This window comes from Salinibacillus aidingensis (assembly GCF_039522525.1).
In the GTDB taxonomy this organism is placed as follows: Bacteria; Bacillota; Bacilli; order Bacillales; family Alkalibacillaceae; genus Salinibacillus; species Salinibacillus aidingensis.
Genome location: NZ_BAAADO010000002.1, coordinates 230,277 through 244,122, shown reverse-complemented (window position 1 = coordinate 244,122; position 13,846 = coordinate 230,277). Strand labels below are relative to the sequence as shown.

Genomic DNA, 13,846 nt, shown 5'->3' with positions numbered 1-13,846 from the left:
CGTAGAAATCTACCAATCACCAACTGTAATTCCTGATCCGTCAAAACGATCTCCCTTTTTTCTAAATTATCTATTGGGAGATAAAGACAAGACACAGCACGTTTGGAATTAAGACGGAGTTTTTTTGCGGGACATGGGGACAGGTACATTGTCCCAAGCGACCTGTAGGTCGCAATAAACAAGGTGGTGGGGATTAACAGGGATTGATTGTGAAGAAAGGAATGATAGTAGGAAGGATTAATAATACAAATTTTGGGAAGGATTTTGCGGAAATTTGTAGAAATATACTTATTATTAGAATCTTTGATTATATTTAAGAGGTAAGGATTTTAACACTAACTCCTGAAACATTATCTACAAAAAATTAAAGAATCACAAAATATACTGTTCTGAAAATGGTGTTCAAAATAACTGGTAAGGTATATGATTGACTCACTACTGAAATTCAATTGGTTGGAAGGACCTATGTTTTTAGCAATTGGGAAAGGGTTTGAAGTAGATAATGATTTTTTATCAAAAGTAAATCAGTTTATTAGTGAAATAGATAAGTGTAACAATTATTTTCCTATATTAAATGGAGAGCATGAAAAGGACGCAAGTGAGTATTTTGATTTATGAAGTATAATGTGGAAGATAAGCATATAGAGTCGGCTGCAGATAGAAAGAAAAGAGCGAAATAATTTTTTTAAAAAAGGTGAGAATGATGGTTGATACTGAAGTCACAGATAAAATAAAAGTGTTTATAAGTTCACAATGTGGTATTCCGAAATATGATGAAGTAAGGGAAAAATTAAAACAACTTATAGAAGAAACAGGATTAGCAAATGTATATTTATTTGAAAAAAATCGTCAAGGATCTACTCTTTCTGCTGAACAGGAATATTTATATGAAATTGATGACAGTGATGTGTGTATCTTTCTTATTGATAATAAAGATGATGTTACGCAAGCTGTCGTAAATGAAATTAATCGTGCAAAGGCAAAATCAAAGAAGTCAATATATTTATTTTGTAATGAAAAAGAAAAGACGCCTACCCAAATTCAAAATGAACTGATGGGAGCTAAAGGTTATCGGTTTTATGTAGTAGAAAATTTTACTGACTTTGTTGCGACAGGCTATGACAGTCTGATTAATGATATTGTGAAAATATATAAACTATACACCAAAAACCGTCTGATAGATCCAGAATTCGATGATTATGAAGACGTAAAAATTGAAGCCGGATTTCAAGCGGATGAATCAATGAATAAGAGTATACTAAAAGGTTTGGACAAATCAAAGAATTTTATAGTAAATCAGATGTCTAACTTTAAAAGTGATATAAAAAAAACAAATGAATTAGATGATTATAGTGAGGACTTTTTACATCTGGTATTTGGTAAACGAAGCATAAGGGAGTTTAATACATCCTTGCTATTTGACTATCTTGAAAATCAACAAAGCAGTAATTTACATAAGGTTGTAAAGTTACGCTGGAAATCAATACAGAGTTACTGGCAGGATGATTTATCCAGCTGTCTAAAACATTTAAAAGATGCATTAAATAAAGCCAAAGAATACTCTTTGCCGAAATGGTTAATCCAGGATATATTAATTGATCTTAGAAATGTTCAAGGAAGTTATGGTGAAGAGAGGAATCAATATTCTCTACAAAATGATGCACAAAAAGAGATAGATGGGATGAGTGAACCACTTTTTTATCCTATTCTTGACCGTTTCACAAATAGCTTATATCAAGAGCTTGATAAGCAAAGAATTAAAGAAAGGACTCAATCTCCTTACAGTGTGACTTTTGGCAATCATATTGACATCTTTGCTGAATTAGTAGCAAGTATTTTTGCAATTGCCATTTATAATGGTTCACTTACACATATTCTGATTACAGTCGACAGATTAGAAAGCATTGCTTTTTATCTCAGTGAAAAATATGAAGAATGGCAATTCCGTGTCTTATTACTGAAGATGGCTATATACAGAGGGAACAAAAAGCAAATAAATAGCTATATCAATACCTTTAATGATGTTTTTGGGAAAATGAACTCAAATGATGCATTAGATATATATGAATTTTCAAAAACTAAACCAATAAAGCACCAGAGAATGATTTCTACTTTGGAAGCATTTAAGCACCTGGGTTATTTTTTCTCAGATTATGATTATGCAAATATACAAAGAGAAATTTTAAATATGGTCAATGATTGGATTGAGGAAGAAAATCGGGTATTTGTTAATGGTAATCATATTTTTGAAGCCTTAAAGGCCAATCATCTAAGAATGGATAATAATAAAGTTGCTGAAACATGTATTAATGCAATAACAAAAAAAGTGTACAGATTTTACGATGATATATTTGATTTACTAGCAAGTATGGGTCTTAAATATGTAAGTGATCAAAACTCAAAGCAGATCATATTGTTAGTTAACGATATCATAAAGGATGAAGATAAGCGTGATAAAGTTCATAAATTATTGGATGCAGTAATAACCATTAGCCGCACTAAACCAGAGTTATGTGATGATTTACACCAAAATGTAATGAAATATCTACCTGATCACAGTAAAAAAGTTTATCAGATAGAAACAATGACAGACTCCTCTGGATATGATGAGAAACACATACTGGATTATATTGAAGAAATAAAAGAACGTAATAACACTCAAGGTCAAAATGGACTATATGCAGGCTTCGGTTCTGATCCCTATAAGACGATATTAAATATAATAAATCACAATAAGTTAGAGATAGCAGGGGACTTAGCAAATTTAATTATTGAGACTGCGTTAGAAACATTACTTAATAAAAAACAACTAATCTCAGATAAAATAAGCGCAATTCAATTAATTGTATTTATCGCAAAATATAAAAATGACATAGCTATTAAAGATAATCTATATAAAAGGATAGTGAACAATAGGGAAGTTGTTAAAAATGTAAAAAACGATTTTATTGATAGATATACAGCTACTACGCTTGAATTTAATTATTTGCTTTTGGAGGTACTGTGTGGAGTTGTAGACTTTAGAGCAATGTTTTATGTCATAAGTAGATATACTGAGCTGGACGACTTTGAAAAGATTGAAGCATTAAAAGCGGTTAATAATTTAATGAATGATGAGTACGCAGAAAAAATAGACAAAGATATTTTATTTATGACCTTGCAGTTCGTATTATCCATGAGTAATGACAAAAATCATGATGTGAGATTCTTCGCCACTAAAGCATTACTACAAATGATAACTATTAATACGGAAAAAACAATTTTAACTCAGTTATCAAAAATTATGGATTTTGATAGTGGTTATATAAAGAATACTATTATTAATGACTTTGATCAGCTAATAGTCATTAATCCAAAAATAACCAAACTAATGATGCAAAAAGCTAGTGTAGACAATAATTATGTTATTCGAGAGAAAGGAAAGGAATATCTGCAGAAATACCAATTGGAAGACTAATATCATTCCGGATACTATAATACGATTTATGTATAAGAACTAAGAAAAGCCAATACCTTCTATAACTTAGATATGAATAACCATAAAAGTGTGATTAATAGGCAAAGGATGTTAATAAGTGACTAAAAAAGATAAAAAGACAATTTCTAATACCGTTGCATCATTATTTCTATTAGTTAGTTTATTTTTATACTGGATTGTTTTCAAAAGTACTAATTTCTACATATTACTTAGTCTGATAATTGCAGCACCTGTAATAGAGAGAATTATATATTCTATTCTGCCAGACAAAAAAAGTAAAAAAAGTAGTTCAGGTAAAAAGAAGGGCAAGAACAAAAAGTTAAATAATATTTCACCAAATCGGCTGCGAGAAGATAAGTATATAATATGTTCTGGTTTAGAAGAATTGTCATGGCGAGAATTTGAAAGATTATGCTTTCTTTACTTTAAGGCCAAAGGATATAAACCAAAAGAAACGAAAGAGGGAGCTGACGGTGGTGTAGATCTAATCATCTATAATAAACACCATGAGGCTGAAGCTATTCAAATCAAACATTATATAGGCTCAGGAAATCAAATTACTGTAAGCCAAATAAGAGAACTACATTCCGCCAAGCGCAATCAGGGATGTGTACTATCACGATTTATAACCACTTCCGGCTATACTAAAGACGCTTTGAGGCAAGCAGATGACTACCAAATGCTCTGTTATGAATTGAATTGGGTGAAAAACAATATTGTAAAGTGGCAGAACGAGAAAAAGGGAAAAGCCCTGTGATTGTTAAACGAATGTTTTTACAAAACTAGTAAAACGAGATCAGAGTTGGCCAAATTCTGGAACAGGTACGTGTTGAAATTAATGAGAATAATATAACTGGGTTTATTATTGGACGGACGGAGGCGGTTAGAAAAAATTGAAAAAATACATTAATGTTTTTGATATTCGCCAATTATTGGAAAATCGTAAATAGATTTTTAATTACAAGATTCGTAGTACCCTTGAGGGCAAATCTCTAATTTGTTTACAAAAGTGAAAGTGTAATTGAAAGCTGCGACGATTGATTTCAGCGCCTTAGTTATTGGAGGATGAAAAATTGAAATAACGAGAGAATTTAAAAAGCTTGTTTTACCAACTTAAAGGAATGTTATATAGGGTATCAGAGTAATACTCACGCTGCAGGAGGTGCTTTACACTGAAAACCCATCATCTCAACTTCCTTAAATAAGATTTGCTCCCGGGGTTCTTTTTCTTTTAAAAGTTTCAAAATTTGATTCGCATATATTTTTTTCTTGTTTTGAAATGGTACTTCTGCAAAACGCGCGTATTTTTCAATTAAAGTTAATTCAGTAGAAGTTAATAACCCCATTATGCGTATGATTTCAAGATAAGGACGTACATGAGGAGCTTTCCTGCAAAGTACAGGTGAGCCCCAAATTTTATTCATCATGGTTAGGTCATGATGCTTTACTGCATGCTTTTTCCCCTTCTGTGACATATCCTTATGAAAGAAAACTTATTAGCTTCTCCTCCTGTAATCCCTGTTCGTTTTTCAATTTCTAAACACTTTGGTTATCAAGTTTTTGTACTAGCTTAAAACGAAACTGATTTAATTTCTGAGTACCAATCTTCTCCACAAAAGAATTTACCAGAGTCTTTTAAATAATTTATGAACTTCTACATTAATTGACTCTGTTTGTTTATTAATGAGGATCAAGGGTATAATCCTCTTGGGCTTGATTATAAACATTGCAACATTCAATATATTTCTTTAATATCACAATGGTTTATGGATTTATGGTTTATCACACTTACAACCCCCATCGTTAGGGCAAACAATCCAGCCACAAGTGGGGCAAATATGATCAGTTTTTTCATTCAGATTGTCTTTACAACTCCAACAATGAGGCTCCCTATCAATTTTTCTAAATCGCTTTGATTGATATAATTCACTTCCGTATTTTTTCCTAGTACTAGAGTCTGTATATTCAAAGTCTACCACATCTGCCTCAACGTATTTCTCTTGGATTCCCGTCATCTCTATTTGTTCATAACCTCTAACATTAATTATTTTTACTTTTTTATACGTTTCATCATGGTCATAAAAAACATAGATATCACCAACTCTCATGTTTCACCATCCTATCAGTTTTTTTAAACTAACAATTACACAATTTAACATACACAATGAATAATCCTTCTTTTATTGGCAATTTCTTTTTAAAATAGCTAAATCAAACCGGAATACATGTAGTCACGCCCTATACTCGTTACTATTTATATAAGTGATATCAGGTATTAATAACAAATCTTCACTTAGATCACTATTGTCCTTTTGTTAAAGACATACTTGGTCATTTGTCTATAAGAGATGCTGGGCAGAAGATATTATTTACAGAATCACCGCTTAATAATCATATACAAGTCATTGTCGTCGACCTCTGCTGCTCCATCAAGTATTCAATCTTATCTGGCAGAAACAGTTACTTTTGTTTAGCAGTTACACCACCCTTCAAAACCTCACAACCAGCCACTTCATTTGACAACCCCTGTTACGCAAAGCCTATAATAACCATGAACAGAAAAGACTGAATAATACCAATTTTGGTAAGCAAATACGATGGGGGTATCACATTGACAAATGAACTATTTACAAAATCAGTAGAGGAATTAGCAGCTCTCATGAAAGCGAAGGCACTTTCACCTGTCGAATTGACAAAGGTGGTATTGGACCGTGCGGAAGCGAGTCAGGGAAAAACGAATGCGTACTTAGATATTTATCGTAAAGAGGCGGAAGAATCTGCAGAAAAGGCAGAAGAGGAAATATTGAATGGAAATTACCGTGGAATGTATCATGGGATTCCAATGGGGTTGAAAGATAATATTTACTTTAAAGACAAAGTAACGACGATGGGTTCGAAAATACATAAAGATTTTGTTCCCCGATATGATGCAGCCATTGTCTCTAAACTTAGAGAGGCAGGGGTGATTTTTACCGGAAAGTTAAATATGCACGAATATGCGATGAGCATTACCAGTAATAACCCGCATTATGGGGGCGTAAGAAATCCGTGGGACCTTAACAAAATTCCTGGAGGTTCGAGTGGTGGTTCCGGGGCTTCTGTTGCCGTTGGTGCAAGTATGGCTTCGATTGGAACAGATACAGCTGGTTCGGTACGCATTCCATCAGCAGCTTGCGGGATTGTCGGTTTAAAACCTACCCGTGGAAGAGTGAGTGCACATGGCGTGTATCCTTTGTCATGGACGCAGGATCATGTCGGACCAATGACGAAAACAGTCAAAGATGCAGCTGGTTTACTGGAAATTGTCGCTGGACACGATGAAAAAGACCCAGCCTCCGCAGACACACCTGTCGAAAACTACTTAGATAAGATAACTGGCGATGTGAAAGACTTAGTCATTGGGGTCAATGAAGATTTCTTTTTCAACAACATCGATTCCAATATTGAAAAATCCACCCGAGCAGCAATTCAGGCTCTTGTCGATCAGGGAGCAAGAGTAGAGGAAGTTAACATCCCAGCTCTTAAGGATGCACAATCGGCCATGTTTACGTTCAATGTATCCGAAGCTTCCGTTATTCATATGAACAGTATATTAAGCAGACCAGAAGACTTTGGAGAAGATATTCAAGGATTTCTCCTATCAGGTGCCTTTCCTTCCTCAACTGCATATGCCCAGGCGCAAAGAGTAAGAGAACAGCTGATCGAGGAATTTAGGGAAATATTCACAAAGGTAGACGTGCTGATTTCACCGACCTTACCCGTCATGCCTAATAATATAGGGGAAGACCTCGTTGATCTGAACGGGGAAAATGTGGATTTACTAAGCAACTTTATTCGTCTGACAGGCCCGGCCAATCTTAGTGGAATTCCAGCATTGTCCGTTCCGTGTGGATTTAATGGGCAATTGCCGGTAGGTTTACAGATTATGGGGCCGGAGTTTAGTGAAAGCCGGCTGTTGAATGTAGGGTATGCAGTTGAGCAGATGAAACCGTTGGGAGATCGGGTGCCTGGGTTGTTGGGACAGGGGGACAGGTGAGCTGTCCCGGTTTCTAGTTTTCTTCGTTCAACTCCGTCAATACTTTATCACGCATTAACTGTCCGTAATCCCCCACTTCAGGTCTTTAGGATCACACAACAAGACTAGGAGCGGGGGATAAATGGCCAGTAAATTCCTGATAAGTTCAACTAACCATCAGTGGGCGATGGAAAACCTCACTGATGGAAGTTTCACTTTATATGAACGAGTCTGACCTACTTTAGTAAATAAATCCCGTAAATCAAAACTAATGATTTATGGGATTCGCTTTTTTTAATATATAGTCGCTTAACCAGGTCAAGGGCAAGGAGTCCTTTATCTTCAAATATTTTTTAGAAGAAAGAAATGTAAGGGGTAATAGACCTGGATGGCGACCAATTTCAATGGCACCGGTAATTGTTGCGTGGTTTATAACTTTTGGGACTGTAATATCCAATAAATTTGCAGCCCTTTCCGTTCAACTTGTTGTTGCTTCATTGAGATCTGCTCCAAATATAACAAAAGAAATAGGATAAGATTCTTCTAGTTTAGTTACTCTCCATTTTTTACTTAATTGTAGTGTATCTCGTTTTTCTTCTTCATTAAATTATCTTCTCTGATAGAAACCTTATTTTTCCTTAATATTTCAGGTTAGAATAACAGGAACCTCTCCATGGCTATATGATAAAATGTTCTCATTATAGATAGTTTTAAGCGATTCTAATCAAGAAAAGGAATTGATAATGATGAATGATGGGCTTATTTTTTCTATCATTATATTTCTATGTTTATTAGCTTCAGTCGTTTCATTGGTGGTGCTTACTATTCTAAAATTATTGGAGCAGGAATTTGATTACTTACAAATGGAAAATAAACAAATACAACTTGAAAAACAGGTGCAACAGATGGAATATATTCAGTTAAGTCAGCAAATCAGACCCCATTTTTTATTAAATAGTCTCAATACGATGATGTCTCTTGCCCGACTCGAGCGAAATAATGATCTGATTTTTTCGATGGAAAAATTCTCTACATTTTTAAAATATCAAAGTAAAAATAAGGAATCCCTGGTTAGCTTTGAAAGTGAAATTAATCATACCAAAAATTATCTGGCCATGCAGAAAATGCGTTATGGAAGCAAATTAGATATTGAATATCAGATTGAACAGGCAGCTTATGACAGTATACTTCCCCCATACACACTCCAAACTTTTGTTGAAAATGCATTTAAACATGGGCTTGATAAAAAAAGAGGAACGAAACAATTGGTGATAAAACTGAAAAGGCACGGAGATTGGGTAATTTTAAAAGTTGTTGATAATGGCGACTCAGAACCAGAACATCACCGTAACACAGGGATGGGCCTGGAAAATGTGAGAAAAAGGTTTGAATTAATATTTGATTTGTATACAGAAGTATCACTGAAAAAGAGTGAAAAAGGAACAGAAGTAAAAGCTATTTGGCCCTATACACCGGAGGGAAGAATATGAATGTTTTAGTTGTTGATGATGAGCCTTTGGAAATTGAACAACTGTCATTTTTAATAAAAAACAAATATCCAGATTGGGAAATCTATACCGCTGAAGATGCAGTTGAAGCAAAACAGATTTTTAAGGAAACGAAAATTCCGCTTTCTTTAATTGATATTCATTTACCAGGTCAGTCTGGACTTGATCTATGTGAGTATATTAGAAAATGCGAGATTAAAACGAGCATTGTTCTTATTACAGCCTATCAGGATTTTTCCTATGCCCAAAAAGCCATACGGTTAGAAGTAATGGATTATTTGGTTAAGCCTGTTATTGAAAGTGAGTTTTTTCAAGTTATCGATCATTTTTTAGAGAGTAATCCTGATATTGAAACAAAATCAGAAACCATTAATAAAGTATTGGACATTGTTCGGGAGGACTACAATCAAAAATTACAACTCCCCGATATAGCAAAGCGGGTTTATGTAACACCAGCATATTTAAGTAAAAAGTTCACAGAAGAAGCAGGTATTCATTTTACAGAGTATCTCAACTATTATCGTATTCAGAAAGCGAAACAATTTATCCTGAAGAAACCGGAATGGACACTTTTTGAAGTAGCAGAAAGAGTTGGTTTTTCCAGTCAAAATCATTTCAGCAATCTATTTAAAAAAATAGAAGGGATGACACCTAGTCAGTTTAAGGAGAATAAATATGATTGATTGGTATTTTATATTGTTTATCGCTTTTGGACTTCTTATTGTTTATATAGAAAAAATTGGTGAACATCAAAGCGTAAATCATTATATTTTATTTAATCGTGATGCGGGTTTAAGTGAGGGAAGTTATGCGCTAATTATTCAATTCGTGACTGGGGGAGTGTTCTATCTACCAATTTATATAACGAATCAAATTCAATTGTCCAGTTTTTTTGCTTTTGTTATTAGTGCATGTGCCATTTACTTCTTATTGGTGAAAGTTACTGAAAATGAGAATAACAAAAAAGTTCTTAGTTTGACTGATAAGAATGTGACAAATGATTTCAGTTTGTATATTCTTATTGTTTTTGGGCTATCTAATTTCATTTCACTCTTAGTTGAGCTATCCATATTAGGTTTTCTTTTTGATGAGGTTTTTAAGACCAGTTTGTTAGTGGGATTTCTATTATTCCTGAGTTTTGTTTTTAGCTATTTTGGCTTAGGTGGTTATTATGGAGTACGTTATATTGGCTCAAAGATATTTTTCTGTATTTATATTATTGGAGTCTTTATTGGATTAACGGTTTATATGCGCACGGGTATAGAGAATGTATATGAACATATTAACCGTAACTTTGCGAGTATTCTTGATGGGAGTTTTATTGATATAACTCTTATCACCTTCACGATAATCATGACTATATTTGGACAAGTGTGTACCAGTTTTTATTTCTGGCGATCCATTCAATCGATTAAATCAAATCACAGATTAACTGCATTAAAATTATCTATTTTTTCCTGGAGTGCTTTATTGCTATTATTTTTTGTCCTTTCTGTTTATTTATTTGCAGTTTCTGGTTCTAAGGGGGTTTTTTCCTTCTTCACCATAATTAGTCAGATGAATGGTCCTTTTCTAAGCTTACTAACAATCCTTTTTTTAGCATCGATTACGCTTGGTGTAAGTACACAGCTATATTCAATAATAAGTATATTCCTGTTTATCCTGAAAAGTCGTACGTACAATTGGACTGCTTATCGTCTGTTAAGGATGGGATACTTTTTTGGAATGATGGTTACATTCCTCTCCGGGGTTCTGGTCATGTTTACCTATAAAATCACAGGTGAGTGGATTTCATTGGCTATTGCTTTTTACTCTTCTGTTGGTATCCCTATGTTTTTAATGAATGTAAAAAGACGATCCCATTTAAAACTTTACTTTTATACAACATCCCTGATGATAGGTTTTAGCATTTTATTATCCAAATGGATCTCAGACATATGGCTGGTCTCTCCTATAGTTGTTATCGTTACATCCATGATTTGGGTTGTATTTATTAAACTAAATAATCAGAAAACAAATAAAATTTTATAAAATAATGATAAAATTTTGTAAATAAAAAGAACAGAAACCTAGTAAAATAGTTCTCAAATCATTGTTAGGAGGGAATAAATATGTCACAGAAGTTGTTTGAGGAATCCTACGTGTATGCTATGGATAAAGAAAACGAACCTGCTTTAACGGTAAAGTCTGGTTCACAGGTTGAAATTAATACCTTTGACTGTTTCCAAAATCAAATCCAATCAGAGAAGACGGAATTTAATTCAATTGATTGGAACCAGATTAATCCGGCTACAGGGCCTATATATGTAGAAGAGGCAGAACCAGGAGATATTTTGCAAGTAAAGATTGAGAATATTGAACTGGGAGATAAAGGGGTCATGGTTGTTGGTCCGGAACTCGGTGTTATGGGGCATAGGATTAAAAACTTTGGTGTCAAAATTATCCCTGTAAAAAATAATAAAGCGATTTTTGATGAGAAGCTTGAATTAGACTTAAACCCCATGATCGGAGTAATCGGTGTTGCCCCTGAAGGTGATGCAGTCAACAACGGTACCCCTGGAGCACACGGAGGTAATATGGATACAACTTTAGTCACTACTGGAGCAACGTTAAACTTCCCTGTATTTCAAAAGGGTGCTCTCTTGGCCTTAGGTGATTTGCATGCGGCAATGGGAGATGGTGAAGTAGGGGTGTCTGGTATTGAAATTCCAGCTAAAGTAACCGTTACTGTAGATGTTATCAAGGGATATAGCTTAAATTACCCTTTACTTGAAAATGAGGAAGGAATCGCTTACTTAGTATCAAAGGAATCATTGGATGATGCTGCAGATCAGGCGGTTGAAGAAATGATTGACTTATTACAGCCGCATACGAATCTATCCTTATCAGAAATTACTATGCTAATGAGTGCTGCTGGTCAATCTCAAATCAGTCAAATTGTGGACCCGCTAAAAACAGCAAGATTTTTTGTACCTAAAACAATCTTAGAAGCTTATGATATTATACTGTTTGGAAGAGGGGAAAAGTAAATGGCTGAAATATCCACAAACAATCAACCCAGTACTGGTTACAAACAAGAATTAAAACGCTCATTAACCTTTTGGGATCTATTAATATATGGTCTTGTTTTTATGGTTCCAATAGCACCTTTTGGAATTTACGGTGAGGTTGCTCAAGGCTCAAATGGTATGGTGGCACTTGCTTACCTGATTGGTATGGTTGGTATGATTTTCACCGCACTCAGTTATGCAAGGATGTCTGAAGCTTTCCCGATAGCAGGATCTGTATATTCATATGCTCAGAGAGGAATTAATGAATCAGCCGGGTTCATTGCGGGTTGGCTCATCTTATTGGATTATATCTTTGTTCCTGCTTTGCTGTATTTGGTAAGTGCCGCAGCTCTAAATGATATCGTTCCTGAAATACCGTTACTTTTATGGTTAGTTATCTTTATCGGTATAAATACAGTCATAAATGTATTAGGAATTGAATTTACTGCAAGAGCAAATAAAATTATTGTTGTATTAGAATTAATTGTATTGGCTATTTTTGTTGCAGTAGGAGTTACAGCTATCATCCAGGGGGTAAATGGAGCGGAGTTCACATTTAAGCCACTTTATAATGAAGACAACTTTAGTATGAGTATGGTGATGGGTGCTGTTTCCGTTGCAGTATTAAGCTTCCTTGGCTTTGATGCTATTTCTACCTTAGCTGAAGAATCAAAAGGTGGTAGCAAGGCTGTAGGTAGAGCGATTATCTTTTCATTATTAGTGGTCGGAACTCTATTTATTATCCAAACCTGGGTGGCAGCCCTTATTTGGCCAGATTATACGACGTTTGAAAATGTAGATGTAGCCTTCTATCAAATTGCAGAAATTGCTGGTGGTACATGGATGAAATGGATGACGATCCTTGCAACGGCTCTCGCATGGGGTATTGCGGATGCCTTAGTTGCACAGGCAGCAATTTCACGTATTCTATATAGTATGGCCAGAGACCGTAAACTGCCGAAGTTTTTATCAAAGATTCATCCAAAGTTCAAGACTCCATATGCAAGTACATTAGTTGTGGCAGCTATATCTTTAATAGTAACGACATTCTTTGCTTCAAAGATTGGTGCTTTAGCTTCTGTTGTAAACTTTGGAGCACTCTCTGCATTTTTATTTTTACACGTTTCGGTCATTATTTATTTCGTGAAAAAGCAGAAGAGTAAAAACTATGTTAAACACTTGGTATTACCTCTAATTGGGTTCGCTATTATTGGGTATGTATGGTTGAATTTGGATCCGTTATCTAAAAAATTAGGATTTATATGGTTAGCTTTTGGTATTGTATATCTAATCATACTCAAGGTTACCAGGAAAGATACTTCTTTGGACTTGGAAGAGTAAAATTTGTAGGTCTGCCCGGTATGATCGGTATCTGGTACCACTTCTTTAAAATTAAAAAGCCTGTAGAGAAAAGAAGCTTAATCCTTCTCTACAGGCTAAATTCAATTCATTAGTACTAACTATATCCTCTTGTGTTGGGTCAATAATAATATCTGCTGCCAGTCCTAACCTAACTCTCATCGCTGTTCATTTACTCGATCACAAAAATTTTACTGGCTCCTGCTTTTCGTAAATACTCAGTTAGAAGTAATCCAATAGACCTGGCGCCAAATACTGCTGTGGGATTTCAGTACATTGTCCCACCTTCAAATATTTTGGAGATTTATACCCAGTACTCATTTTGGTCAAATAAGGGTAATCATCTATGACACGTGGGATTGGGGTTGGATCATTTGCAAGAATCGGGTTATCGTAAAAATTAGTGAAATTGGGATAAGAACAGTTAAGTGGTAGA

Annotated in this window: 11 protein-coding genes; 9 read left to right on the top strand and 2 right to left on the bottom strand. The window is 34.6% G+C overall.

Annotated elements, in window-relative coordinates; all coding sequences use genetic code 11:
• The first annotated feature begins 423 nt into the window (after positions 1-423).
• From ABD006_RS04870 to ABD006_RS04860, 3 genes are all read left to right on the top strand, one after another.
• On the top strand, positions 424-618 hold the full coding sequence (locus tag ABD006_RS04870) for a hypothetical protein (RefSeq protein ID WP_343838260.1): 195 nt from the start codon (positions 424-426) through the stop codon (positions 616-618).
• A gap of 82 nt (positions 619-700) precedes the next feature.
• Entirely contained in the window at positions 701-3,457 is a 2,757-nt protein-coding gene (locus ABD006_RS04865; RefSeq protein ID WP_343838257.1) for a hypothetical protein, read from the top strand.
• A 118-nt stretch (positions 3,458-3,575) separates the two neighbouring features.
• Positions 3,576-4,235: a restriction endonuclease gene (locus tag ABD006_RS04860; RefSeq protein WP_343838254.1), complete on the top strand. Its 660-nt coding sequence runs from the start codon at positions 3,576-3,578 to the stop codon at positions 4,233-4,235.
• Positions 4,236-4,626: 391 nt separating this feature from the next.
• Here ABD006_RS04860 and ABD006_RS04855 read toward each other — a convergent pair whose 3' ends face one another.
• Together ABD006_RS04855 and ABD006_RS04850 are read right to left on the bottom strand one after the other, a co-directional pair.
• A complete protein-coding gene (locus ABD006_RS04855) occupies positions 4,627-4,905 on the bottom strand; it encodes a hypothetical protein (RefSeq protein WP_343838250.1) in 279 nt (92 codons plus the stop codon).
• A gap of 345 nt (positions 4,906-5,250) precedes the next feature.
• Positions 5,251-5,586, bottom strand: a complete 336-nt coding sequence (locus tag ABD006_RS04850; protein ID WP_343838249.1) for a hypothetical protein — start codon at positions 5,584-5,586, stop codon at positions 5,251-5,253.
• Between the two features lie 503 nt (positions 5,587-6,089).
• Between ABD006_RS04850 and ABD006_RS04845 the strand changes: the two genes are divergently transcribed.
• The 6 genes from ABD006_RS04845 to ABD006_RS04820 all read left to right on the top strand — a co-directional run bounded on the left by ABD006_RS04845 (position 6,090) and on the right by ABD006_RS04820 (position 13,392).
• On the top strand, positions 6,090-7,514 hold the full coding sequence (locus tag ABD006_RS04845) for an amidase (RefSeq protein ID WP_343838247.1): 1,425 nt from the start codon (positions 6,090-6,092) through the stop codon (positions 7,512-7,514).
• A gap of 725 nt (positions 7,515-8,239) precedes the next feature.
• A complete protein-coding gene (locus ABD006_RS04840) occupies positions 8,240-8,983 on the top strand; it encodes a sensor histidine kinase (RefSeq protein WP_343838244.1) in 744 nt (247 codons plus the stop codon).
• Entirely contained in the window at positions 8,980-9,684 is a 705-nt protein-coding gene (locus ABD006_RS04835) for a response regulator transcription factor (protein WP_343838242.1), read from the top strand. Before ABD006_RS04840 ends, ABD006_RS04835 begins: the two co-directional genes overlap by 4 nt.
• A complete protein-coding gene (locus ABD006_RS04830) occupies positions 9,677-11,032 on the top strand; it encodes a hypothetical protein (protein ID WP_343838240.1) in 1,356 nt (451 codons plus the stop codon). The genes ABD006_RS04835 and ABD006_RS04830 overlap by 8 nt, the downstream gene beginning before the upstream one ends.
• A gap of 80 nt (positions 11,033-11,112) precedes the next feature.
• Positions 11,113-12,030 (top strand): acetamidase/formamidase family protein, encoded by a 918-nt coding sequence (locus ABD006_RS04825; protein ID WP_343838238.1) that lies wholly within the window; start codon positions 11,113-11,115, stop codon positions 12,028-12,030.
• Complete coding sequence (locus ABD006_RS04820) at positions 12,031-13,392, top strand: APC family permease (protein ID WP_343838237.1); 1,362 nt, start codon at positions 12,031-12,033, stop codon at positions 13,390-13,392.
• Positions 13,393-13,846: the final 454 nt, after the last annotated feature.

Bases quoted from the DNA above. Each gene is read 5' to 3' on its own strand.
- ABD006_RS04870 (WP_343838260.1), top strand. From the start codon at position 424: ATGATTGACTCACTACTGAAATTCAATTGGTTGGAAGGACCTATGTTT.
- ABD006_RS04865 (WP_343838257.1), top strand. From the start codon at position 701: ATGATGGTTGATACTGAAGTCACAGATAAAATAAAAGTGTTTATAAGT.
- ABD006_RS04855 (WP_343838250.1), bottom strand. From the start codon at position 4,905: ATGATGAATAAAATTTGGGGCTCACCTGTACTTTGCAGGAAAGCTCCT.
- ABD006_RS04850 (WP_343838249.1), bottom strand. From the start codon at position 5,586: ATGAGAGTTGGTGATATCTATGTTTTTTATGACCATGATGAAACGTAT.
- ABD006_RS04840 (WP_343838244.1), top strand. From the start codon at position 8,240: ATGAATGATGGGCTTATTTTTTCTATCATTATATTTCTATGTTTATTA.
- ABD006_RS04835 (WP_343838242.1), top strand. From the start codon at position 8,980: ATGAATGTTTTAGTTGTTGATGATGAGCCTTTGGAAATTGAACAACTG.
- ABD006_RS04830 (WP_343838240.1), top strand. From the start codon at position 9,677: ATGATTGATTGGTATTTTATATTGTTTATCGCTTTTGGACTTCTTATT.
- ABD006_RS04825 (WP_343838238.1), top strand. From the start codon at position 11,113: ATGTCACAGAAGTTGTTTGAGGAATCCTACGTGTATGCTATGGATAAA.
- ABD006_RS04820 (WP_343838237.1), top strand. From the start codon at position 12,031: ATGGCTGAAATATCCACAAACAATCAACCCAGTACTGGTTACAAACAA.